17 protein-coding genes are annotated in these 23,740 nt (G+C 69.5%); 9 read left to right on the top strand and 8 right to left on the bottom strand.

From position 1 onward, the window contains the following. Positions 1-191 precede the first annotated feature (191 nt). The 5 genes from ACFVXK_RS13220 to ACFVXK_RS13200 all read right to left on the bottom strand — a co-directional run bounded on the left by ACFVXK_RS13220 (position 192) and on the right by ACFVXK_RS13200 (position 6,435). A complete protein-coding gene (locus tag ACFVXK_RS13220) occupies positions 192-1,181 on the bottom strand; it encodes a PAC2 family protein (RefSeq protein ID WP_389611598.1) in 990 nt (329 codons plus the stop codon). Positions 1,182-1,307: 126 nt separating this feature from the next. Continuing rightward, on the bottom strand, positions 1,308-2,915 hold the full coding sequence (locus tag ACFVXK_RS13215) for an FAD-dependent oxidoreductase (RefSeq protein WP_389611597.1): 1,608 nt from the start codon (positions 2,913-2,915) through the stop codon (positions 1,308-1,310). A 37-nt stretch (positions 2,916-2,952) separates the two neighbouring features. Beyond that, on the bottom strand, positions 2,953-4,479 hold the full coding sequence (gene glpK / locus ACFVXK_RS13210) for a glycerol kinase GlpK (protein ID WP_344169170.1): 1,527 nt from the start codon (positions 4,477-4,479) through the stop codon (positions 2,953-2,955). A gap of 79 nt (positions 4,480-4,558) precedes the next feature. Further along, complete coding sequence (locus tag ACFVXK_RS13205) at positions 4,559-5,341, bottom strand: MIP/aquaporin family protein (protein WP_385533837.1); 783 nt, start codon at positions 5,339-5,341, stop codon at positions 4,559-4,561. Between the two features lie 326 nt (positions 5,342-5,667). Next, a complete protein-coding gene (locus ACFVXK_RS13200; RefSeq protein ID WP_389611596.1) occupies positions 5,668-6,435 on the bottom strand; it encodes an IclR family transcriptional regulator in 768 nt (255 codons plus the stop codon). A 253-nt stretch (positions 6,436-6,688) separates the two neighbouring features. Between ACFVXK_RS13200 and metH the strand changes: the two genes are divergently transcribed. From metH to ACFVXK_RS13180, 4 genes are all read left to right on the top strand, one after another. Beyond that, entirely contained in the window at positions 6,689-10,201 is a 3,513-nt protein-coding gene (metH, locus tag ACFVXK_RS13195; RefSeq protein ID WP_389611595.1) for a methionine synthase, read from the top strand. Positions 10,202-10,314: 113 nt separating this feature from the next. After that, positions 10,315-11,016: an HAD family hydrolase gene (locus tag ACFVXK_RS13190; protein ID WP_389611594.1), complete on the top strand. Its 702-nt coding sequence runs from the start codon at positions 10,315-10,317 to the stop codon at positions 11,014-11,016. A 478-nt stretch (positions 11,017-11,494) separates the two neighbouring features. Then, on the top strand, positions 11,495-13,099 hold the full coding sequence (locus tag ACFVXK_RS13185) for an ABC transporter substrate-binding protein (protein WP_389611593.1): 1,605 nt from the start codon (positions 11,495-11,497) through the stop codon (positions 13,097-13,099). A 71-nt stretch (positions 13,100-13,170) separates the two neighbouring features. Continuing rightward, on the top strand, positions 13,171-14,754 hold the full coding sequence (locus ACFVXK_RS13180) for an ABC transporter substrate-binding protein (protein WP_389611592.1): 1,584 nt from the start codon (positions 13,171-13,173) through the stop codon (positions 14,752-14,754). A gap of 73 nt (positions 14,755-14,827) precedes the next feature. Here ACFVXK_RS13180 and ACFVXK_RS13175 read toward each other — a convergent pair whose 3' ends face one another. Together ACFVXK_RS13175 and ACFVXK_RS13170 are read right to left on the bottom strand one after the other, a co-directional pair. Next, the gene (locus tag ACFVXK_RS13175) at positions 14,828-15,499 is read right to left on the bottom strand and encodes a response regulator transcription factor (protein ID WP_045947088.1); all 672 of its coding nucleotides are present in this window, start codon (positions 15,497-15,499) and stop codon (positions 14,828-14,830) included. A gap of 61 nt (positions 15,500-15,560) precedes the next feature. After that, positions 15,561-16,439 carry a RecB family exonuclease gene (locus ACFVXK_RS13170; RefSeq protein WP_389611591.1) on the bottom strand — a complete coding sequence of 293 codons (879 nt, stop codon included), beginning with the start codon at positions 16,437-16,439 and terminating at the stop codon, positions 15,561-15,563. A gap of 163 nt (positions 16,440-16,602) precedes the next feature. On the opposite strand from ACFVXK_RS13170, the gene ACFVXK_RS13165 reads away from it, so the two are divergent. The 3 genes from ACFVXK_RS13165 to ACFVXK_RS13155 all read left to right on the top strand — a co-directional run bounded on the left by ACFVXK_RS13165 (position 16,603) and on the right by ACFVXK_RS13155 (position 19,527). Then, positions 16,603-17,802, top strand: coding sequence for a site-2 protease family protein (locus tag ACFVXK_RS13165; RefSeq protein ID WP_389611590.1), 1,200 nt, complete (start codon positions 16,603-16,605; stop codon positions 17,800-17,802). Between the two features lie 18 nt (positions 17,803-17,820). Continuing rightward, complete coding sequence (locus tag ACFVXK_RS13160; protein WP_202202287.1) at positions 17,821-18,717, top strand: tRNA (adenine-N1)-methyltransferase; 897 nt, start codon at positions 17,821-17,823, stop codon at positions 18,715-18,717. Positions 18,718-18,915: 198 nt separating this feature from the next. Next, positions 18,916-19,527, top strand: coding sequence for a hypothetical protein (locus ACFVXK_RS13155; RefSeq protein WP_389611589.1), 612 nt, complete (start codon positions 18,916-18,918; stop codon positions 19,525-19,527). Positions 19,528-19,531: 4 nt separating this feature from the next. On the opposite strand, the gene ACFVXK_RS13150 is transcribed toward ACFVXK_RS13155, so the two are convergent. Next, complete coding sequence (locus ACFVXK_RS13150; protein WP_389611588.1) at positions 19,532-19,852, bottom strand: ferredoxin; 321 nt, start codon at positions 19,850-19,852, stop codon at positions 19,532-19,534. 264 nt (positions 19,853-20,116) lie between these two features. Between ACFVXK_RS13150 and arc the strand changes: the two genes are divergently transcribed. Next, positions 20,117-21,883 (top strand): proteasome ATPase, encoded by a 1,767-nt coding sequence (gene arc, locus ACFVXK_RS13145; RefSeq protein ID WP_125598779.1) that lies wholly within the window; start codon positions 20,117-20,119, stop codon positions 21,881-21,883. Positions 21,884-22,131: 248 nt separating this feature from the next. After that, entirely contained in the window at positions 22,132-23,643 is a 1,512-nt protein-coding gene (gene dop, locus ACFVXK_RS13140) for a depupylase/deamidase Dop (protein WP_389611586.1), read from the top strand. Positions 23,644-23,740: the final 97 nt, after the last annotated feature.

Genomic DNA, 23,740 nt, shown 5'->3' with positions numbered 1-23,740 from the left:
TCGCGGTGGCCACCCCCGCCGCCCGCCCCCCCCCCCCCGGGGGGTCGCGCTCCCCCGCCCCCCCCCCCCCCCGGGGGGGTGTGGGGGGGGGGGGGGGGGGGGGCCCCCCCCCCCCCCAGAACGGGTGAAGGGCGGGTAGGGGACCGGCCCCGCGCAGCGGCAGCCGTACCCCGCCCGCCCGAATCGGACCGTCAGGCCTCGGGGGACTCGTCCCGCGGCTCGTCCGGCTCCGGCGGGGTCGCCGGGGGCTCCTCGGCCGAAGGCTCCGGTTTGCGCTTGGGGGCGCGGGGACCTCCCGACGTGTCCCGCAGGTACGACCCGTCCGAGGGGTCGCCCGCCGACGGATCCCGCCGCCGAAGGTACCGCTCGAACTCCCGCGCGATCGCGTCCCCCGACGCCTCCGGGAGGTCCGCCGTGTCCCGCGCCTCCTCCAGCGTCTGGACGTACTCCGCCACCTCGCTGTCCTCGGCGGCCAGTTGGTCCACCCCCAGCTGCCACGCCCGCGCGTCCTCCGGCAGTTCCCCGAGCGGGATCCTGACGTCGATCAGGTCCTCCAGCCGGTTCAGCAGCGCCAGCGTCGCCTTCGGGTTCGGCGGCTGCGACACGTAGTGCGGCACCGCCGCCCACAGCGACACCGCCGGAACCCCCGCGTGCGTACAGGCCTCCTGGAGCACGCCCACGATCCCGGTCGGACCCTCGTACTTGGTCTCCTCCAGGTCCATCGTCCGCGCCAGGTCCGGGTCCGACGTCACCCCGCTGACCGGTACCGGCCGGGTGTGCGGGGTGTCCCCGAGGAGCGCGCCGAGGATGACGACCATCTCCACGCCCAGCTCGTGCGCGAAACCGAGCAGCTCGTTGCAGAACGACCGCCACCGCATGGACGGTTCGATGCCCCGCACCAGCACCAGGTCCCGCGGTTTCGCGCCGCCGATCCGGACCACCGACAGCCGCGTCGTCGGCCAGGTGATCTTCCTGACCCCGTGCTCCAGGAACACCGTCGGCCGGTTGACCTGGAAGTCGTAGTAGTCCTCGGCGTCGAGCGCCGCGAAGACCTCGCCCTTCCACTCCCGGTCCAGGTGCGCCACCGCACCGGAGGCGGCGTCACCCGCGTCGTTCCAGCCCTCGAACGCGGCCACCATGACCGGGTCGATCAGCTCGGGCACGCCCTCAAGCTCGATCACCCAGGTCTCCTTCCGAAGTTCCTTGTGTACGTGGGAAAGCCTAAGCCTTGTGGGGTCGGCCGCCACAGCCCACGACAGAGGGGCGGTTCCCCTCGGAACCGCCCCTCTTCCCCACCTGCGTACGAGCTATGCCTTGCGGGCCAGCATCTCCTCGACGCGGGCCTTCACGGACTCGTCGTCCAGGCCGCGGACGGTCACCGTCGTACGGCGGCGCAGCACGTCGTCCGCGGTCTCGGCCCACTCGTGGTCACGGGCGTAGGCGACCTGCGCCCAGATCTCCGGGCCGTCCGGGTGGATGCGCTCGGCCAGCGCCGGGTCCTCGTTCGCCAGACGGGCGATGTCGAAGGCCAGCGAGCCGTAGTGCGAGGCCAGGTGGCGCGCGGTGAGCGGGTCCATCCGGGCGCCGGGCTCGCGGTCCACCAGCAGGCGGTGCGCGACGGCGTTCGGGTTGGCGACACCGGGCAGCGGGACGCGGCGCACGAGGGACTTCACCGGCTCCATGTCCTCGGTCAGCGGGCTGCCGGGGAGCTTGGCGAGCTTGTCCATGACCACGCGGCCGATGTGGCGGTACGTGGTCCACTTGCCGCCGGCCACGGACAGCATGCCGCCCGCGCCCTCGGAGACGACCGTCTCGCGCTTGGCCTTCTCGACGCCGCCGGGGCCGCCGGGCAGCACGCGCAGGCCGGCGAAGGCGTACGTCATCAGCGAGCGGTCGAGGTCGGTGTCCTTGATGGAGAAGGCGGCCTCGTCCAGGATCTGCTGGATGTCCTTCTCGGTGGCGCGCACGTCCGCCGGGTCGCCCTCGTAGACCTCGTCCGTGGTGCCGAGCAGGAGCTGGTCCTCCCACGGCAGGGCGAAGGTGATGCGGTACTTGTCGATCGGGGTGGCCATGGCGGCCTTCCACGGCGACTTGCGCTTCATGACGATGTGCGCGCCCTTGGAGAGGCGGATCGACGGCAGCGCGTGCTTGTCTTCCATGCGCCGCAGGTGGTCCACCCACGGGCCGGTGGCGTTGAGCACGACGCGGGCGTCGACGCCGAACTCGGTGCCGTCGAGGCGGTCCTTGAGCTCGGCGCCCGAGACCCGGCCGCGCGTCATGCGCAGGCCGGTGACCTCGGCGTGGTTGAGGACGACCGCACCCGACTCGACGGCCGCGCGGACCGTCATCACGGCGACGCGGGAGTCGTTCATCTGGTGGTCGTAGTAGACCGCGACGGCCTTGAGGTTGTCGGTCTTCAGGCCGGGGTTGTCGGCGACGGCACGGGCCGGGGATATGACCTTGCCCATGCCGTCGCCGAAGGCCGAGAGGGCGGAGTAGGCGAAGACGCCCGCGCCCAGCTTGGCCGCACCCACCGGGCCGCCCTTGTAGACCGGCAGGTAGAAGGTGAGCGGGTTGACCAGGTGCGGGGCCACGTCCTTGGCCAGCACCCGCCGCTCGTGGTGGTTCTCGGCCACCAGCTTGACCGCGCCGGTCTGCAGGTAGCGCAGACCGCCGTGGACCAGCTTCGAGGAGGCGGAGGAGGTGGCGCCGGCGAAGTCGCCGGCGTCCACCATGGCCACCCGCAGACCCGACTGCGCGGCGTGCCAGGCCACCGAGGTGCCCAGGATTCCACCGCCGATGACCAGCAGGTCGTACGTGGCCTTGGCCAGCTGCTCACGGGTCTCGGCGCGGCTCGGGTTCGAGCCGGCGGTCGGGTGCGTGCCCAGTGCGGGGACGCTCTGCAGGGTGCTCATGTCTCTTCAGCTCCTCGTCGATTCGACAGCTGGTGCGTCAGCTGGCGTCTTCGTCGTCGATCCAGCCCATGGACCGCTCGACGGCCTTGAGCCAGTTCTTGTACTCGCGGTCCCGCTGGTCGGCGGGCATGCGCGGGGTCCACTCCGCCGCGCGGCGCCAGTTGGCGCGCAGGGCGTCGGTGTCCGGCCAGAAGCCGACGGCCAGGCCGGCGGCGTAGGCGGCGCCGAGGCAGGTGGTCTCGGCGACCATGGGACGGACCACGGGGGCGTCCAGGAAGTCCGAGAGCGTCTGCATCAGCAGGTTGTTGGAGGTCATACCACCGTCGACCTTGAGGGCCGCCAGCTCGACGCCGGAGTCCTTGGTCATGGCGTCGGTGATCTCGCGGGTCTGCCAGGCGGTGGCCTCCAGGACGGCACGGGCGATGTGCGCCTTGGTGACGTACCGGGTGAGGCCGGCGATCACACCGCGGGCGTCGGAACGCCAGTACGGCGCGAACAGGCCGGAGAAGGCCGGCACGAAGTAGGCGCCGCCGTTGTCCTCGACGGAGGAGGCCAGGGTCTCGATCTCGGCCGCGGACTTGATCAGGCCCATCTGGTCGCGCATCCACTGGACCAGCGAGCCGGTGACGGCGATGGAGCCCTCCAGGGCGTAGACCGGCTTCTGGTCGCCGATCTGGTAGCCGACCGTGGTCAGCAGGCCGCTGTAGGAGTTGATGATCTTGTCGCCGGTGTTCATCAGCATGAACGTGCCGGTGCCGTACGTGGACTTGGCCTCGCCCTCGGCGAAGCAGGTCTGGCCGAAGAGGGCGGCCTGCTGGTCACCGAGCGCCGAGGCGACCGGGACACCGGCGAGGACGCCGTCCTTGACGTGGCCGTAGACCTCGGCGGAGGACTTGATCTCGGGGAGCACGTTGAGCGGGACGCCCATCGACTCGGCGATCTTCTCGTCCCACGCCAGGGTGTGCAGGTTCATCAGCATGGTGCGCGAGGCGTTGGTCACGTCCGTGACGTGCGCACCGCCCTGGGCACCGCCGGTGAGGTTCCAGATGACCCAGGAGTCCATGGTGCCGAAGAGGATGTCCCCGGCCTCGGCGCGCTCGCGCAGGCCCTCGACGTTGTCGAGCAGCCAGCGGACCTTCGGGCCGGCGAAGTAGCTCGCGAGCGGCAGGCCGGTCTCGCGGCGGAAGCGGTCCTGGCCGACGTTGCGGCCGAGCTCCTTGCACAGGGCGTCGGTGCGGGTGTCCTGCCAGACCAGCGCGTTGTGCACCGGCTCGCCGGTGTTCTTGTCCCACAGGACGGTGGTCTCGCGCTGGTTGGTGATGCCGACGGCCTTGACGTCGGCGGCGGTGATCTCGGCCTTGGCGATGGCGCCGGCGACGACCTCCTGGACGTTGGTCCAGATCTCGGTGGCGTCGTGCTCGACCCAGCCCGGCTTCGGGAAGATCTGCTCGTGCTCCTTCTGGTCGACGGCGACGATGCGGCCGTCGCGGTCGAAGACGATGCAGCGGGAGGAGGTGGTGCCCTGGTCGATCGCGGCGATGAAGGGGCCGGTGCTGCTGGTCATGGTGGCTGCTCCTGGCAGATCTGTTGAGTAGGCGGAATCAGGAGGGCGGTGCGGATCTTACGAACGCGGCCGAAGCTGATCAGGCGAACGCGATGTTGTACAGACCGCCGGCGAGCAGGGCACCGACGAGCGGGCCGGCCACCGGGATCCAGGAGTACCCCCAGTCGGAGCCGCCCTTGTTGGGCAGCGGGAGCAGGGCGTGGACGATGCGGGGACCGAGGTCGCGGACCGGGTTGATGGCGTAGCCGGTCGGGCCGCCGAGGGAGAGGCCGATGCCGACGACGACGAAGGAGGTGATCAGGACGCCGATGACGCCGAGACCCTTGCCGTCGTCCTGGAGGCCCTGGGTGAGGATCGCGAGGACGAGGACGAAGGTGCCGATGATCTCCGTGGCGAGGTTCTGGACCACGTTGCGGATCTCGGGGCCGGTGGAGAAGATGCCGAGCACCGGGCCGGCGACGTCGTGCGGGTGCGGGTCCTCGGGACCGAGCTTGGCGTCCTTGATGTTCTCCGGGTCCGCCAGGTGGGCGCGGAACTGTCCGTAGTAGGTGATCCACATCAGGACCGCGCCGATCATGGCGCCGAGCAGCTGGCCCGCCAGGTAGACCGGGACGTCACCCCACTCGCCGGTCTTCACGGCTATGCCGACGGTGACCGCCGGGTTGAGGTGCGCGCCGGACTTCGGCGCGGAGACGTAGGCGGCGATCAGGACGGCGAAGCCCCACCCGAAGGTGATCGCGAGCCAGCCCGCGCCGCGGGCCTTGGAGCTCTTGAGCGTGAGGGCGGCGCACACGCCGCCGCCGAGCAGAGTGAGCAGGGCGGTACCGATGGTCTCGCCGATGAAGATGTCGGAGCTGGACACCCGCGACTCCTTTGTCTTACGTCCAGGGGTGCGCGGACACCGGGTCCCTCCGGTCGTCCGCACACTCGGTGAGTGCTTCACCGGTCCATGGCCTCGCCCATAGCCTAACGCGTATTGCCGGTAGGTGTTCGACAATGCCGACCGATGAACGGCAGTTTTCCGCCTGGGTTCAGAACGCGTCAAGGCCTGACCAGGCCAAAGAACCGGATCGTTACCACTCGGTACGATCGCCCAAATCCGGCCAATGGTCGGTCCGGAAACGAAAAGGTCCACCCGAATGGCGCCGAAAGCCGCCAAAGGGTGGACCGAAGGGGGTCAGGTCAAGCTCAGAACCGGCCTGCTCCGAGATCGCGCGAAACCGACCGGGCGCAGTCCCGTACGGAGGCGACCAGGGCCGGACGCGGCTCCCCGGACTCCCCGCAGACCCGTTCCACGGCGCCCGCGACGGCCACCGCGCCCACCGGCATCCGGCGCCGGTCGTGGATGGGCGCCGCCACCGAGGCGATGCCCTCCCAGGTCTCCTCCACGTCGGCCGCCCAGCCGCGGGCCCGGGTCAGGTCCAGGACCTCCTCGAAGCCCACCGCGTCGGTCACCGTGCGCGGGGTGAACGCCTCTCGCTCCGCGTCCAGCGCCTCCGTGTGCGCCACCGGGTCGTAGGCCGACAGCACCTTGCCCAGGGCCGTGGAGTGCAGCGGCTGCATGGCCCCCACCTCCAGCACCTGACGGCTGTCGTCCGGCCGGAACACGTGGTGCATGATCAGCACCCCGCTCTGGTGCAGCACCCCGACGTACACGCTCTCGCCGCTCGCCCGGGCCAGGTCGTCCGTCCACACCAGCGCCCGCGCGCGCAGCTCGTGCACGTCCAGGTAGCTGTTGCCCAGCCGCAGCAGCTCCGCGCCCAGCTGGTAGCGCCCCGACGCCGGGTCCTGCTCCACGAAGCCCTCGGCCTGCAGGGTGCGCAGGATCCCGTGGGCCGTGCCCTTGGCCAGGCCCAGGGCGGACGCCACGTCCGACAGGCCCAGCCGGCGCTCCCCGCCGGCCAGGAGCCGCAGCATCGCAGCGGCTCGTTCGAGCGACTGGATGTTCCGTGCCATCGCGCAGCCTCCTGCTGACGTAGTTCGACCATGCCGAACACTATCGGTCGATGCCGACCTCGTGCATGCTTGGGTGTTCTCCGGTGAGCCGCCGACCAGGGCACCCGTCCGTGCGACTCCCGCGCACAGAATGCAGTCCGCCACGTGGGACGCCCTCACCGGGGCGGGTGCGGCGCGGTTACCCTGACCGCGTGCACCCCTGACACAGCGGGGGTGCAAAGCCGACAGCCGTCGCATCCCAGGGAGCTCAACCATGGCCTCGTTGCCGAACCCGCCCGCAGACACCCAGACCCGGGCCGATGCCCTCCGAGAGGCGCTCGCGACCCGCGTGGTCGTCGCCGACGGAGCCATGGGAACCATGCTCCAGGCACAGGACCCCACCCTGGAAGACTTCCAGCAGCTCGAAGGCTGCAACGAGGTCCTGAACGTCACCCGCCCCGACATCGTGCGCTCGGTCCACGAGGCGTACTTCTCGGTCGGCGTCGACTGCGTCGAGACCAACACCTTCGGAGCGAACTACGCGGCCCTGGCCGAGTACGACATCCCCGAACGCAACTTCGAGCTCTCCGAGGCCGGCGCCCGCATCGCCCGCCAGGTAGCCGACGAGTTCACCGCCTCCACCGGACAGCAGCGCTGGGTCCTCGGCTCCATCGGCCCCGGCACCAAGCTGCCCACCCTCGGGCACATCACCTACGCCCAGATCCGCGACGCCTACCAGGTCAACGCCGAAGGCCTGATCTCCGGCGGCGCCGACGCGCTGCTCGTCGAGACCACCCAGGACCTCCTGCAGACCAAGTCCTCCATCATCGGCGCCCGCCGCGCCATGGACGCCCTCGGCGTCAGCGTCCCGCTGATCTGCTCCGTCACCGTCGAGACCACCGGCACGATGCTGCTGGGTTCGGAGATCGGTGCGGCGTTGACGGCCCTGGAGCCGCTGGGCATCGACATGATCGGTCTGAACTGCGCGACGGGTCCGGCGGAGATGAGCGAGCACCTGCGCTACCTCGCCCGCAACGCCCGCATCCCGCTGTCGTGCATGCCGAACGCGGGTCTGCCGGTGCTGACGAAGCAGGGGGCACACTACCCCCTGTCGGCGTCGGAGCTGGCGGACGCGCAGGAGATGTTCGTCCGCGAGTACGGGCTGTCGCTGGTCGGCGGCTGCTGCGGGACGACCCCCGAGCACCTGCGGCAGGTCGTGGAGCGGGTGCGCGGTACGGCGATCACCGCGCGCACCCCCCAGCCCGAGCCGGGGGCGGCTTCCCTGTATCAGACGGTGCCGTTCCGTCAGGACACCTCGTACATGGCGATCGGTGAGCGGACGAACGCGAACGGGTCGAAGAAGTTCCGTGAGGCGATGCTGGAGGCGCGCTGGGACGACTGTGTGGAGATGGCGCGGGACCAGATCCGTGAGGGCGCGCACATGCTGGACCTGTGTGTGGACTACGTGGGTCGTGACGGTGTCGCGGACATGCAGGAGCTGGCGGGCCGTTTCGCGACCGCTTCCACCCTTCCCATCGTGCTGGACTCCACCGAGGTCCCGGTGATCCAGGCGGGTCTGGAGAAGCTGGGCGGGCGCGCCGTCATCAACTCGGTGAACTACGAGGACGGTGACGGTCCGGAGTCGCGGTTCGCGAAGGTGACCCGTCTGGCGCAGGAGCACGGGGCGGCGCTGATCGCGTTGACGATCGACGAGGAGGGCCAGGCCCGCACGGTCGAGCACAAGGTCGCGATCGCGGAGCGCCTCATCGAGGACTTGACGTCGAACTGGGGGATCCGTGAGTCGGACATCCTCATCGACACCCTCACCTTCACGATCTGCACGGGTCAGGAGGAGTCGCGCAGGGACGGGATCGCGACGATCGAGTCGATCCGCGAGCTCAAGCGCCGTCACCCGGACGTGCAGACGACGCTGGGTCTGTCGAACATCTCCTTCGGTCTGAACCCGGCCGCCCGCGTCCTGCTGAACTCCGTCTTCCTGGACGAGTGCGTGAAGGCGGGTCTGGATTCGGCGATCGTCCACGCGTCGAAGATCCTGCCGATCGCGCGGTTCGACGAGGAGCAGGTCAGCACCGCCCTGGACCTGATCTACGACCGCCGCGAGGGGGACTACGACCCGCTGCAGAAGCTGATGGCCCTGTTCGAGGGGGTCAACACCAAGTCCCTGAAGGCCGGCCGCGCCGAGGAGCTCCTCGCGCTGCCCCTGGAGGAGCGGCTTCAGCGGCGGATCATCGACGGGGAGAAGAACGGCCTGGAGGCGGACCTCGACGAGGCCCTCCAGACCCGCCTCGCCCTCGACATCGTCAACGACACCCTGCTGGAGGGGATGAAGGTCGTCGGTGAGCTGTTCGGCTCGGGCCAGATGCAGCTGCCGTTCGTGCTCCAGTCGGCCGAGGTGATGAAGACGGCGGTGGCCTACCTCGAACCGCACATGGAGAAGACCGACGACGAGGGCAAGGGCACGATCGTGCTCGCCACCGTCCGCGGCGACGTCCATGACATCGGCAAGAACCTCGTCGACATCATCCTCACCAACAACGGCTACAACGTCGTCAACATCGGGATCAAGCAGCCCGTCTCCGCGATCCTGGAAGCCGCCCAGGAACACAAGGCCGACGTCATCGGCATGTCGGGTCTCCTGGTCAAGTCCACCGTGATCATGAAGGAGAACCTGGAGGAGCTCAACCAGCGCAAGCTGGCCGCCGACTACCCGGTCATCCTGGGCGGCGCCGCCCTGACCCGGGCCTACGTCGAGCAGGACCTCCACGAGATCTACGAGGGCGAGGTCCGCTACGCCCGTGACGCGTTCGAGGGCCTGCGGCTGATGGACGCCCTGATCGCCGTCAAGCGCGGCGTCCCCGGCGCCACCCTGCCCGAGCTCAAGCAGCGCCGCGTCGCCAAGCGGGACACTCCCGCCCTCCAGGTGGAGGAGCCCGAGCAGCCGGGCGGCCGGTCCGACGTGGCCGTCGACAACCCGGTGCCCACCCCGCCCTTCTGGGGGACCCGCGTGGTCAAGGGCATCCCGCTCAAGGACTACGCCTCCTGGCTGGACGAGGGCGCGCTGTTCAAGGGCCAGTGGGGCCTCAAGCAGGCCCGCGCCGGCGGCGCCACCTACGAGGAGCTCGTCGAGAACGAGGGCCGCCCGCGCCTGCGCGGCCTGCTGGAGAAGCTGCACACCGAGAACCTCCTGGAAGCGGCCGTGGTCTACGGCTACTTCCCGTGCGTCTCCAAGGGCGACGACCTGCTCATCCTGGACGAGCAGGGCAACGAGCGGACCCGGTTCACCTTCCCGCGCCAGCGCCGCGGCCGGCGCCTGTGCCTCGCGGACTTCTTCCGCCCGGAGGAATCCGGCGAGACCGACGTCATCGGCCTCCAGGTGGTCACCGTCGGCTCGAAGATCGGCGAGGCCACGGCCAAGCTGTTCGAGTCCGACTCCTACCGCGACTACCTCGAACTGCACGGCCTGTCCGTCCAGCTCGCCGAGGCCCTCGCCGAGTACTGGCACGCCCGCGTCCGCTCCGAGCTCGGCTTCGGCGGCGAGGACCCGGCCGCCATCGAGGACATGTTCGACCTCAAGTACCGGGGAGCCCGCTTCTCCCTCGGCTACGGGGCCTGCCCCGACCTGGAGGACCGGGCGAAGATCGCCACCCTCCTGGAGCCGGAGCGGATCGGGGTCCACCTCTCGGAGGAGTTCCAGCTCCACCCCGAGCAGTCCACCGATGCTCTGGTCATCCACCACCCCGAAGCGAAATATTTCAACGCACGCTGACACAGACCGGCGTACACTGGTCGGTCCCATACAGGCCGGTCACCTGTTCCCGAGGGGGATGCCCCACGGCTCCGAGGTGACCGGCCTTGTCGTCCCCGGAGAGAGGCGTACGCATGACCAGCACCGTTCCCGCTCCCGTCGTCCACACGGCCGACGGGCACGCCCTGCAGGCGGTGCTGCTCGACATGGACGGCACCCTCGTCGACACCGAGGGGTTCTGGTGGGAGATCGAGGCGCAGATCTTCCAGGAGCTCGGCCACCGCCTCGACGAGGCCTGGCGGGACGTGGTCGTCGGCGGCCCCATGAGCCGCAGCGCCTCCTTCCTGATCGAGGCGACCGGCGCCGAGATCGGCCTCGCCGAGCTGAGCGTCCTGCTCAACGAGCGCTTCGAGGCCCGGATCGCCGAGCAGGTCCCCCTGATGCCCGGCGCCGAACGGCTGCTGAGCGAGCTCGCCCGGCACAACGTGCCCACCGCCCTGGTCTCCGCCTCCCACCGCCGCGTCATCGACCAGGTCCTGCTCACGCTCGGCCGCGACCGCTTCCACCTCACCGTCGCCGGTGACGAGGTCCCCCGCACCAAGCCCCACCCCGACCCCTACCTGTTCGCCGCGAAGAGCCTCGGCGCGCACCCCTCGCGGTGCGCCGTCATCGAGGACACCGCCACCGGGGTGGCGGCCGCGGAGGCGGCCGGCTGCCGGGTCGTGGCCGTGCCCTCCGTGGGCCTGATCGAGCCCGCCCCGGGCCGCACCGTCGTGCGCTCGCTGGAGGACGTGGACCTGTCCTTCCTGCGCTCCCTCATCACTCCGATGAACTGAGCGCACACCGTCCGTACCGGACGGAACGGGCGCGGGTCCCCCCTCCCGCGGAAGGATCTTCCGTACCCGGGTCCGGAGGCCGAAATTCCATCCCGACGATGTGGGCGGAGCGGGTGACTTTGGTCACCCGCGCAGCCTTCGCCGGACCTGCCCCGAGCCTCCAGGGGCTTCCCATGTGTCCGGATTGATCATCTCCTGACACCATCTGCGAAGACTCCGGCATAAGCGGTCAGTCCGCGCCCATCACGGTGCGATTACGCCCCAACTCCTGCTGGTTCCAGCCACCCCGTCCCGGGCCACTAATGTCATCGCGGGCACTCCGCACGCACCTCTGCCGTACCGGCCGCACACCCTTGCGCCGGCACGCGCGTGGACCGATCGTCAAACACCGGCCCGATCGTTCCGCCCTGAACGGGCGACCGCCGCGCAGTGCCCTCTACGCCGCTTAACAAGTGCCGGGTGAGGGAGTACTTCCAGCATGAACCGCAAGACCATGGTGCTGACGGCCGCGATAGGCCTGCTCACCCCCGCGCTGTCCGCATGCGGCAGCGCGAGCGGAACGGGAGCAGGGTCCGGAGCGATCGTCGTCGGCACCACCGACCGGTTCGAGGCAGCCGACTACGCCCCCGCCCCGCTCGACCCCGCCTACGCGTACGACGCCACCACGTGGAACATCCTGCGCCAGACGGTCCAGACGCTGATGCACACCCCGCGCGGCGGCGGCCAGCCCGTCCCCGAAGCGGCCTCCGACTGCCGCTTCACCGACAACGACAACGAGAGCTACCGCTGCACCCTGCGGCCGGGCCTGAAGTTCGCGAACGGTGACCCGCTCACCGCCAAGGACGTCAAGTTCTCCATCGACCGGGTCCGCGCCATAAAGGACGAGAACGGCCCCTCCTCGCTCCTCTCCACCCTCGACACCGTCGAGGTCAAGGGAACCGACACCGTCGTCTTCCACCTGAAGACCCCCGACGCGACCTTCCCGTACAAGCTCGCCACCCCCGCGGCCGGCATCGTCAGCGAGAAGAACTACGACGCCAAGAAGCTCCGCAACGGCTTCGCCGTCGACGGCTCCGGCCCGTACACGATGAAGCCCGAGGTCAAGGACAACCACCTGGTCCGGGCCGTCTTCACCAAGAACCCGCACTACAAGGGCGACATCAAGCTGCAGAACGACAAGGTCGAACTGCGCACCTTCCCCGACTCGGCCGCGGCCACCAAGGCGCTCTCCGACGGCTCCATCAGCATGGTCTCCCGCACGCTCTCCCCGGCCCAGATCACCGAGCTCTCCGCCAAGCCCCCCAAGGGCGTCAAGCTCGTCCCCATGCCGGGCCTGGAGATCCGCTACATCGGCTTCAACACCGACGCCCCGGCCGTCAAGGACAAGGCCGTGCGCCAGGCCCTCGCCGCCGCCGTCGACCGCAACAACGTCATCTCCAAGGTCTACGGCAAGTCCGCGCAGCCCCTGTACTCGCTGGTCCCCACCACCGTCAACGGCCACGTCAACTCCTTCTTCAACAAGTACGGCGAGGCCAACACCGCCAAGGCCGCCGACCTGCTGAAGGCCGCCGGGATCAAGACCCCGGTCAAGCTGACGCTGAACTACACCACCGACCACTACGGCGACGGCACCGCGGCCGAGTTCCAGGCCCTCAAGACCCAGCTGAACTCCACCCAGCTGTTCGACATCACCGTCCAGGGCAACGAGTGGGCCGACTTCCGCCCCGCCCAGAAGAAGGGCGACTACGCCGCCTACGGGCTCGGCTGGTTCCCCGACTACCCGGACGCCGACAACTTCCTCGCCCCGTTCCTGGAGCAGGACAACTTCCTGGGCACGCCGTACGCCAACACCACGGTGCGCACCAAGCTCATCCCCGAGTCCCGCAAGGCCGCCGACCGCAACGTCGCCGTCCCCGCGATCACGGAGATGCAGGACATCGTCGCCGACGACGTACCGGTCCTGCCCCTGTGGCAGGGCAAGCAGTACGTCGCCGCCCGCGACGGGATCACCGGAGTGGAATGGTCGGTCAACGCCATCTCCGACCTCCAGCTGTGGGAACTCGGCCGGGGCGTCAGCGGCTGAGACCGGCGGCAACCGGCGGCGGACGTCGCAGGCCGGCGCAAGGATCAGACAAGAACTGTGAAGGACATCGCGTGAAGAGACGTAACCAGTGGCTGGTGGCCCCGCTCGGGGCGGCCACGGCCGCCGCGCTGCTCAGCGGCTGCGGTTCGCAGGACGGCTCGGCCGCCGGCGACGGCAAGGGCGTGGTCATGGGCATATCCGACAAGGTGAAGTCCACCGACCCGGCGTCCGGCTACGACCCGGGCTCCTGGCTGCTCTTCAACAACGTCTTCCAGTCGCTGCTCAGCTTCCCCAAGGGCGGCACCACGCCCGAGCCGGACGCCGCGCAGGCCTGCAACTTCGAGGGCGGCGACAGCAGGGTGTACAAGTGCACCCTGCGCTCCGGCCTGAAGTTCAGCAACGGCCACAGCCTCACCTCGAAGGACGTCAAGTTCTCCTTCGAGCGCACCCTGAAGATCAACGACCCCAGCGGCCCGGCCGTCATGCTCGCCTCCATCGCGAGCATCGACGCCCCCGACGACCGCACGGTGATCTTCAAGCTGAAGACCCCCGACGCGACCTTCCCGAGCAAGATCGCGTCGGGCGCGGGCGCCATCGTCGACCACGCCGAGTACCCGGCCGACAAGCTCCGCACCGACAACAAGGCCATCGGCTCCGGCGTCTACAAGCTGGACTCCTTCAGCGAGAAGAGCGCCAACTTCTCCGTCAACGACACCTACAGCGGCAAGGCCAAGGCCCGCAACACCGGCGTCACCCTGAAGTTCTTCAACGGCGACCAGGCCGGCCTCAAGACCGTCCTGGAGAGCGGCGACGTCGACTTCGCCTTCCGCGGCCTCGCCGCCAAGGACATCGCCGGCCTCGCCGCCACCAAGACCGGCGACAACAAGGTCGACGTCGTCCAGGGCACCGGCGCCGAAGTCCAGCACATGGTCTTCAACGTCAACGACCCGGTCGTCGGCAAGCTCCCCGTCCGCAAGGCCATCGCGTACCTCGTCGACCGCGACGCCCTCGTCAAGGACGTGTACTCCGGCACCGCCGTCCCGCTGTACTCGATCGTCCCGGCCGGCATCGCCGGACACACCACCCCCTACTTCGACCGCTACGGCGGCAGCCCCCAGCCCGAGAAGGCCAAGGCCGTCCTCAAGGCCGCCAACATCACCGGCAAGATCAAGCTGACGCTGTACTCCACGCCGACCCGCTACGGCCCCTCCACGGACCAGCAGTTCCAGGTCATCGCCAAGCAGCTCAACGAGAGCGGCCTGTTCGACGCCGACGTGAAGTCCGTCGAGTTCGAGCAGTACGAGAAGGACATCAAGGCCGGCAAGTACGGCGTCTACGTCAAGGGCTGGGTCCCCGACTACCCGGACGCCGACAACTTCACCCAGCCGTTCTTCGGGCCCGACAACGTCCTGATGAACAACTACGACAACAAGGAGATCAGCGGGACCATCATCCCCTCGACCTCCACCAAGTCCGACCGCACCGCGGCCAACCCGGACTACACCCGCCTCCAGGACATCGTCGCCGACGAGCTCCCGATCCTCCCGCTCTGGCAGAGCAAGCAGTACGCCGTCGCCCGCCAGAACGTCACCGGCCTCCAGTGGTCCCTGGACGCCTCCACGGTCTTCCGCTTCTGGGAGATCAGCAAGGGCTGACCCGCCCCGGACACACGTCCGCCCCGGCACCCGCGAAGGGAGCCGGGGCGGACGCGCGTCCGGAACGCGCAGGCTACTGCGCGCCCGGCCGCACCAGACCGCTCTCGTACGCGTACACCGCCGCCTGCACCCGGTCGCGCAGGCCCAGCTTCGTCAGCACATGACCCACGTGCGTCTTCACCGTCGTCTCGCTCACGAACAGGTCCGCCGCGATCTCCGCGTTCGACAGCCCCCGCGCCACCAGCTTCAGCACCTCCACCTCGCGCTCGGTCAGCGTCCCCAGCACGTCCGGGACGCTCTCCTCACCCGACGGCAGATGACCGGCGTACTTGTCCAGCAGCCGGCGCGTGATGCTCGGCGCCAGCATCGCCTCGCCCGCCGCCACCACCCGGATCGCCTGCACCAGCTCATTGGCCGGAGCGTCCTTCAACAGGAACCCGCTCGCCCCCGCCCGCAGCGCCTCCACCACGTACTCGTCCAGATCGAACGTGGTCAGCACCAGCACCTTCGCCGGCCCGTTCCGCTCCGGACCCGTGATCTGCCGCGTCGCCTCCACCCCGTCCATCCGCGGCATCCGGATGTCCATCAGCACCACGTCCGGCTGCAGCGCCCGCACCTGCTCCAGCGCCTGCAGACCGTCCCCGGCCTCACCCACCACCACCAGGTCCTGCTCCGCCTCCAGGATCATCCGGAAGCCGGTGCGCAGCAGTGGCTGGTCGTCGACCAGCAGGACGCGGATCGCCACAGGAGGTACCTCGAATTCATCGGACGGCTTCGGCGCCGCCCATTCTGCCCTGGCCCCGCCCTCAGGAACCCTCCGGGCGCCCCGGCCTCGGCACGACCGCCAGCGGATACACCGGGGGAGTGCCCCCGAACTCCGGACACACCGCCTGGTGGTCACACCAGCCGCACAGCTTCGTCGGCCGCGGCCGCCAGTCGCCCGTCTCCGTCGCCTCCGAGATCGCCTCCCACAACGCGTGCAGCTTGCGCTCCACCCGCTCCAGGTCCGCCACCACCGGGTCGTACGTCAGCACGTCACCACTGCCCAGGTACACCAGCTGCAACCGCCGCGGCACCACACCCTTCAGCCGCCACACCACCAGCGCGTAGAACTTCATCTGGAACAGCGCACCCTCGGCGTACTCCGGCCGCGGCGCCTTGCCCGTCTTGTAGTCGACGATCCGCACCTCACCCGTCGGCGCCACGTCCACCCGGTCGATGATCCCGCGCAGCCGCAGCCCCGACTCCAGCTCCGTCTCCACGAAGAACTCCCGCTCCACCGGCTCCAGCCGCGTCGGGTCCTCCAACGTGAACCAGCGCTCCACCAGCGCCTCCGCCTCCGCCAGCCACCCCGCCAGCCCCGCGCCCCCGTCCCCTGAAGGGAACAGCTCCGAGAGCTCCGGCTTCGCCTCCAGCAGCCGCTCCCACTGGCCCGGCAGCAGCTCCTTCGCCCGCGGCACCGTCCGCTCCGCAGCCGGATGGTCGAACAACCGCTCCAGCACCGCATGCACCAGCGTCCCCCGCGTCGCCGCCGCACTCGGCTTCTCCGGCAACCGGTCGATCACCCGGAACCGGTACAGCAACGGGCACTGCATGAAATCGCCCGCCCGCGAAGGCGACAGCGAGGCGGGCCGGGCAGCACCCGGGGAAGCGTCGGCGGAACCGGCGCCGGGGATCGTCGTCATGCGTAAAACCCTACGACCCGGGACCGACAGCACGCGCATACCATCGACTCCTGGCCCATCGCCCTGCATGATCGGAGCATCACACCGCGCAACAGCGCCCCCACGCCGCCCCACCCACGACGTGGACCACACTGGAAGCAAACGCACCGAACGAAGGACAGACGTGGCAGACACCGACGAAACCGGCGAGCGCCCCGCCAAGCGCTCCGAACCGGGCGGCGGCATCCTCATGGGCCGCCCCTTCGGCGTACCCGTCTACGTCTCGCCCAGCTGGTTCCTCGTCGCCGCCCTCATCACCTGGGTCTTCGGCGACCAGCTCGACCGGATCCTGCCCGACCTCGGCCCCGCCCGCTACCTCGTCTCCCTCTTCTTCGCCGTCGCCTTCTACGCCTCCGTCCTCGTCCACGAACTGGCGCACACCATCGCCGCACTCCGCTTCAAACTCCCCGTGCGCCGCATCCAGCTCCAGTTCTTCGGCGGCGTCTCCGAGATCGAGAAGGAATCCGAGACCCCCGGCCGCGAATTCGTCCTCGCCTTCGTCGGCCCCCTCCTCTCCCTCCTCCTCGCCGGGATCTTCTACCTCGGCATGAAGGCCGTCGACCCCGCCAGCGTCCCCGGCGTACTCCTCGCCGGCCTGATGGTCTCCAACCTCCTCGTCGCCGCCTTCAACCTGCTCCCCGGCCTCCCCCTCGACGGCGGCCGCATGCTCCGCGCCCTCATCTGGGGCCTCACCGGCAAACCCATGACCGGCACCGTCGCGGCCGCCTGGGTCGGCCGCGCCCTCGCCGTCACCGTCCTCATCGGCCTGCCCCTCATCACCCAGACCGGCGTCCTCGGCAACCCCACCCGCGAAATCGGCGGCATGGACACCGTCATGGACGCCCTCCTCGCCGCCATCCTCGCCGCGATCATCTGGACCGGCGCCGGAAACAGCCTGCGCATGGCCCGCCTGCGCGAACACCTCCCCGAACTGCGCGCCCGCACCCTCACCCGCCGCGCCATCCCCGTCCAGGCCGCCACCCCCCTCTCCGAAGCCCTCCGCCGCGCCGACGAAGCCGGAGCCCGCGCCCTCGTCGTCGTCGACGGCCAGGGCGACCCCACCGCCATCGTCCGCGAGACCGCCATCGCCTCCGTCCCCGAACACCGCCGCCCCTGGGTCGCCGTCAGCACCCTCGCCCAGGACCTCACCGACGGCATGAAGGTTTCGGCGGAACTCACCGGCGAAGCCCTCCTCGACCACCTCCGCACCACCCCCGCCACCGAATACCTCGTCCTCGAGACCGGCGGCGAGATCTACGGCGTCCTGTCCGCCCTCGACGTCGAGAAGGCCTTCGTGAAGGCCATGGCGCGGCCCCAGTCCTGAAGCCAATACACTGGTCACATGTCCGAACCGACCGGTGCCGCCCGCCGACGCGGGCCCTTCGAGGTCGGGGACCAGGTACAGCTGACCGACCCCAAGGGCCGCCACTACACGTTCACGCTCGAAGCCGGGAAGAACTTCCACACCCACAAGGGTTCCTTCCCGCACGACGAGCTGATCGGCGCTCCCGAGGGCAGCGTTGTCCGCACCACCGGCAACGTCGCCTACCTCGCGCTGCGCCCCCTGCTCCCCGACTATGTCCTGTCCATGCCCCGCGGCGCCGCCGTGGTCTACCCCAAGGACGCGGGCCAGATCCTGGCCTTCGCCGACATCTTCCCCGGCGCCCGCGTCGTGGAAGCGGGAGTGGGCTCCGGCTCCCTGAGCAGCTTCCTGCTGCGCGCCATCGGCGACCAGGGCATGCTCCACAGCTACGAGCGCCGCGCGGACTTCGCCGAGATCGCCACCGCCAACGTCGAGCGCTACTTCGGCGGCCCCCACCCCGCGTGGAAGCTGACCGTCGGCGACCTCCAGGACAACCTGGACGAGACCGACGTCGACCGCGTCATCCTCGACATGCTCGCCCCCTGGGAGTGCCTCGAGGCGGTCAAGAAGGCCCTCGTCCCCGGCGGCATCCTCTGCTGCTACGTGGCCACCACCACCCAGCTGTCCAAGACCGTCGAGTCCATCCGCGAGATCGGCTGCTTCGCCGAGCCGCAGCCCTGGGAATCGATGATCCGCAACTGGCACGTGGAAGGCCTCGCCGTCCGCCCCGACCACCGGATGATCGGCCACACCGGCTTCCTCGTCACCGCCCGCCGCCTCGCGGACGGCGTCGAGCCGCCCATGCGCCGCCGCCGCCCCGCCAAGGGCGCCTACGGCGAGGACTACGACGGCCCGGGCAGCGACCGCTCCGCGTAGGACCGCCCCGCCGCCCGGCCCCGGGCGGCGACCCAACACGAAAGCGCTGTGGCGCAGTTCCCGGAAACACTCCCGGAACTGCGCCACAGCGCCTTTTCGTTGCCCACGCCGACCGGTGCGGACCCGGCCGTTCCACCGCGGTGTGAGGTGTGGCACGATGCTGGCTCACCGTCACCCTTCGTACAGGAGACACCCCGCGTGACGCACAGCCCCACCGACCCCGCCCCGTCGTTGGAAGACCTGTTGCCCGAACACCCCGCGCACCACCGGACCAAGCCCGTCCACTGGGTCGCCACGGCCACCGCCATGGCCGCCGTCATAGCCGGCGCGGGCCTCCTCCAGCCCGACCGGGCCACCGGAGCCACCCCCGCCCCCGAGACCGCCGCCGGCCCGCGGGCCACCGCCCCCGACGCCCACGCGGTCACCTACCCGCTCGACTGCAAGGGCGCCGCGCAGACCGTCACCGCCACCGCCGAGGGCGACCTCGACGGCGACGACCGCCCGGAGACCGTCGCCGCCGTACGCTGCGACGCCGGCTCCGGCACCCCGCCGCACGCCATCTACGTACTGACCCAGGAAGCCGCGCCCGGAGCCCGGCCCCGCGTCGTCGCCACCCTGCTCGACGCCGCCAAGCGCCGCACCGCGACCGACCTGACGGTCCGCGACCGGACCGTCACCGCGAGTCTGCTGGGCTACTCCTCGCCCTCCGTGCCCCGCTACAGCCCCGACGTCAAGCAGCTCGCCAAGTGGCGCTGGACCGGCGGAACATTCCGCCAGGAGCTTACGGACTCGACCGCCGGACGTGTTTGAACCGTCACTCGGCGTCCGGGCCGTACACCTCGACCCTGTCCGAAACGCGCCTTACGTGAATGCAGTCGCCCGGGCATTCCTTCGCCGAGTCCACCACGTCCTGGAGCAGCGTCAGCGGAACCGGAGTGGTCGCTCCGGGGTCCACGAGGAGCTCGTCCTCCGGACTCTTCACATAGGCCAGACCGTCGATGTCCAGCTCGAACACCTCCGGGGCGTACTGGACGCAGATCCCGTCCCCGGTGCAGAGGTCCTGGTCGATCCAGACCTCGAGGGGCTCTCCGGCGCCGCCGGAACCACCCGTCGGAACCTCCTGCTGCACGGTCATATCTCCTGCCGTTCCCTGCTCTGATCGAACCGTTCCGGAAGCGGCTCCCGGCAAGTCGCGCGGGCCCGGACGGGTGTTGAACAGTTCGACCTTACAACCGGCTGCTTTCCGATGTTGAAGGGTGGGTATTTCCCTGGCGTGAGGGAGTACGCAAGGGTGAAGATCGGACACACCCCTACCGTCTTTGTGATCTAGGGGTTTCAATCACCACCAGCCCAGGTAGGGTCAGGAAGCGTCCAGCTCCCCTTGGAGGAGGTGAGGACCGTGGCAGCCCACGACGACGACATCAACCGCGGCATCCGGCCCGGGCGAGGGTCTGAGGACCCCGCTGGCCAGGTTGCCTATCTCGAGCAGGAAATCGCCGTCCTGCGCCGCAAGCTCGCCGACTCTCCGCGTCACACGAGGATTCTCGAAGAGCGGATCGTCGAGCTCCAGACGAATCTGGCAGGCGTATCCGCGCAGAACGAACGACTGGCGAACACCCTCCGTGAGGCCCGCGACCAGATCGTGGCCCTCAAGGAGGAAGTCGACCGGCTCGCGCAGCCGCCGGCCGGCTTCGGTGTCTTCCTTCAGGCGAACGAAGACGGCACCGTCGACATCTTCACCGGCGGCCGCAAGCTCCGCGTGAACGTCAGCCCCAGCGTCGACCCGGAAGACCTCCGGCGCGGCCAGGAGGTCATGCTCAACGAAGCGCTCAACGTGGTCGAGGCCATGGAGTTCGAGCGCGCCGGGGACATCGTCACCCTCAAGGAGATCCTCGAGGACGGCGAGCGCGCCCTGGTGGTCGGGCACACCGACGAGGAGAGGGTGGTGAGGCTCGCCGAGCCGCTCCTGGACATCACCATCCGCCCCGGCGACGCCCTGCTGCTGGAGCCCCGCTCCGGCTACGTGTACGAGGTGGTCCCCAAGAGCGAGGTCGAGGACCTCGTCCTCGAAGAGGTCCCGGACATCGACTACGACAAGATCGGCGGCCTGGGCGACCAGATCGAGCTGATCCGCGACGCGGTCGAGCTGCCCTACCTCTACCCGGACCTCTTCAAGGAGCACGAACTGCGGCCCCCCAAGGGCATCCTGCTCTACGGCCCGCCCGGATGCGGCAAGACGCTCATCGCCAAGGCGGTCGCCAACTCCCTTGCCAAGAAGGTCGCCGAGGTGACCGGACAGGCGGCGGGCAAGTCCTACTTCCTGAACATCAAGGGCCCCGAGCTCCTCAACAAGTACGTCGGCGAGACCGAGCGGCACATCCGCCTCGTCTTCCAGCGTGCCCGCGAGAAGGCGAGCGAGGGCACCCCCGTCATCGTCTTCTTCGACGAGATGGAGTCCCTCTTCCGCACCCGCGGATCCGGTGTCAGCTCGGACGTGGAGAACACCATCGTCCCGCAGCTGCTCGCCGAGATCGACGGTGTGGAGGGCCTGGAGAACGTCATCGTCATCGGCGCCTCCAACCGCGAGGACATGATCGACCCGGCGATCCTGCGGCCCGGACGCCTCGACGTGAAGATCAAGATCGAGCGCCCGGACGCCGAGGCCGCGAAGGACATCTTCGCGAAGTACCTCAAGGCCTCGCTGCCGCTGCACACGGACGACCTGAGCGAGCACTCCGGCTCTCCCCAGGTGGCCGTCCACAGCATGATCCAGACCGTCGTCGAACAGATGTACGCGGAAAGCGAGGAAAACCGCTTCCTCGAGGTCACGTACGCCAATGGCGACAAGGAAGTCCTGTACTTCAAGGACTTCAACTCCGGAGCGATGATCCAGAACATCGTCGACCGGGCCAAGAAGATGGCCATCAAGGCCTTCCTCGAGCACAACCAGAAGGGCCTCCGCGTCTCCCACCTCCTCCAGGCCTGCGTGGACGAGTTCAAGGAGAACGAGGACCTGCCGAACACCACCAACCCGGACGACTGGGCCCGCATCTCCGGAAAGAAGGGCGAGCGGATCGTATTCATCCGCACCCTCGTCACCGGAAAGCAGGGCGCGGACACCGGACGCTCCATCGACACGGTGGCGAATACCGGTCAGTACCTCTGACGGTGCGAGGCGGCTGCGGGTGCCTCACACGGCACCCGCAGTCGCCTGCTTTACCGCCCGCCTTTTCCGGCCGTGACAAGGCGAAGTCAATGACTGAAATGATCTCCCCACCAGCGCGGAGTGGTTCTAGGCTCATCCGTACCGCCGGTCGCGCAGTGCGGGACGGGCACCGCACATGACGCACCGGAGCACCAGCGGTACTTGAGCGCCGCCCCCGAACGGGAGCGCCGCCGGGCAAGGAGGGCCGCATGACCGTACGGCGAGTAATGGGGATCGAGACGGAGTACGGGATCTCCGTCCCCGGGCACCCGAACGCCAATGCCATGCTCACCTCGTCCCAGATCGTCAACGCCTACGCGGCGGCGATGCACCGGGCGCGACGCGCCCGCTGGGACTTCGAGGAGGAGAACCCGCTGCGGGACGCCCGAGGCTTCGACCTCGCCCGCGAGGCCGCCGACAGCAGCCAGCTGACCGACGAGGACATCGGCCTCGCCAACGTCATCCTCACCAACGGCGCACGGCTCTACGTCGACCACGCGCACCCCGAGTACAGCTCCCCGGAGATCACCAACCCCCTCGACGCGGTGCTCTGGGACAAGGCCGGCGAGCGGATCATGGCCGAGGCGGCCGAGCGGGCCGCCCAGCTGCCCGGCGCCCAGCCGATCCACCTCTACAAGAACAACACCGACAACAAGGGCGCCTCCTACGGCACGCACGAGAACTACCTGATGAAGCGGGAGACCCCCTTCTCGGACATCGTGCGCCACCTGACCCCCTTCTTCGTCTCCCGCCTCGTCTACACCGGCGCCGGCCGCGTCGGCATCGGCCAGGACGGACGCGAGCACGGCTTCCAGATCAGCCAGCGCGCGGACTACTTCGAGGTCGAGGTCGGCCTGGAGACCACCCTCAAGCGCCCCATCATCAACACCCGCGACGAGCCCCACTCCGACGCGGAGAAGTACCGCAGGCTCCACGTGATCATCGGGGACGCGAACCTCTCCGAGATCTCCACCTACCTCAAGCTGGGCACGACCGCGCTGGTCCTGTCCATGATCGAGGACGGGTTCATCAGCGTCGACCTGGCCGTGGACCAGCCGGTGCGCACCCTGCACCAGGTCTCCCACGACCCCGACCTCCAGCACCTGATCACGCTCCGCAGCGGGCGCACGCTGACCGCCGTACAACTCCAGATGGAGTACTTCGAGCTGGCCAGGAAGTACGTGGACGAGCGGTTCGGCACGGACGCCGACGAGCAGACCAAGGACGTCCTGAGCCGCTGGGAGGACGTGCTGGGGCGGCTGGAGACCGATCCGATGAGCCTGGCCGGGGAGCTGGACTGGATCGCCAAGCGGGAGATCCTGGAGGGCTACCGCAGGCGCGACGGACTCGGCTGGGACGCGGCGCGGCTGCACCTGGTGGACCTCCAGTACTCGGACGTACGGCCCGAGAAGGGGCTGTACAACCGCCTGGTGGCCCGCGGCAAGATGAAGCGGCTCCTGGACGAGCCGGCCGTCGAGCGGGCCGAGAGCAAGCCCCCGGAGGACACCCGGGCGTACTTCCGCGGCCGCTGCCTGGAGCAGTACGCGGACGACGTCGCGGCGGCCTCCTGGGACTCGGTGATCTTCGACCTCCCGGGCCGCGACTCCCTCCAGCGGGTCCCGACCCTGGAACCCCTGCGGGGGACCCGCAAGCACGTCAAGGAGCTCCTGGACCGCTGTCGTACGGCGGAGGACCTGGTGCGGGTGCTTTCGGGGCAGTGAGCGGGCCTGAAAGGCGCCCGGCGAGGGAATCATGAAGACAGCCGGACGTTGTGAAAGTACGGGGACGAATGCCGGACCCTCCTTGTAGGGTCCGGCG

The organism is Streptomyces sp. NPDC058157, assembly GCF_042884105.1.
Classification (GTDB): Bacteria; Actinomycetota; Actinomycetes; order Streptomycetales; family Streptomycetaceae; genus Streptomyces.
This window is presented reverse-complemented; position numbering and strand designations above follow the sequence as displayed.

Coding starts and splice junctions, on each gene's coding strand:
- ACFVXK_RS13185 (WP_389611593.1), top strand. CDS start 11,495: ATGAACCGCAAGACCATGGTGCTGACGGCCGCGATAGGCCTGCTCACC.
- ACFVXK_RS13170 (WP_389611591.1), bottom strand. CDS start 16,439: ATGACGACGATCCCCGGCGCCGGTTCCGCCGACGCTTCCCCGGGTGCT.
- dop (WP_389611586.1), top strand. CDS start 22,132: ATGACCGTACGGCGAGTAATGGGGATCGAGACGGAGTACGGGATCTCC.
- metH (WP_389611595.1), top strand. CDS start 6,689: ATGGCCTCGTTGCCGAACCCGCCCGCAGACACCCAGACCCGGGCCGAT.
- ACFVXK_RS13150 (WP_389611588.1), bottom strand. CDS start 19,852: ATGACCGTGCAGCAGGAGGTTCCGACGGGTGGTTCCGGCGGCGCCGGA.
- ACFVXK_RS13200 (WP_389611596.1), bottom strand. CDS start 6,435: ATGGCACGGAACATCCAGTCGCTCGAACGAGCCGCTGCGATGCTGCGG.
- ACFVXK_RS13215 (WP_389611597.1), bottom strand. CDS start 2,915: ATGAGCACCCTGCAGAGCGTCCCCGCACTGGGCACGCACCCGACCGCC.
- glpK (WP_344169170.1), bottom strand. CDS start 4,479: ATGACCAGCAGCACCGGCCCCTTCATCGCCGCGATCGACCAGGGCACC.
- ACFVXK_RS13190 (WP_389611594.1), top strand. CDS start 10,315: ATGACCAGCACCGTTCCCGCTCCCGTCGTCCACACGGCCGACGGGCAC.
- ACFVXK_RS13160 (WP_202202287.1), top strand. CDS start 17,821: ATGTCCGAACCGACCGGTGCCGCCCGCCGACGCGGGCCCTTCGAGGTC.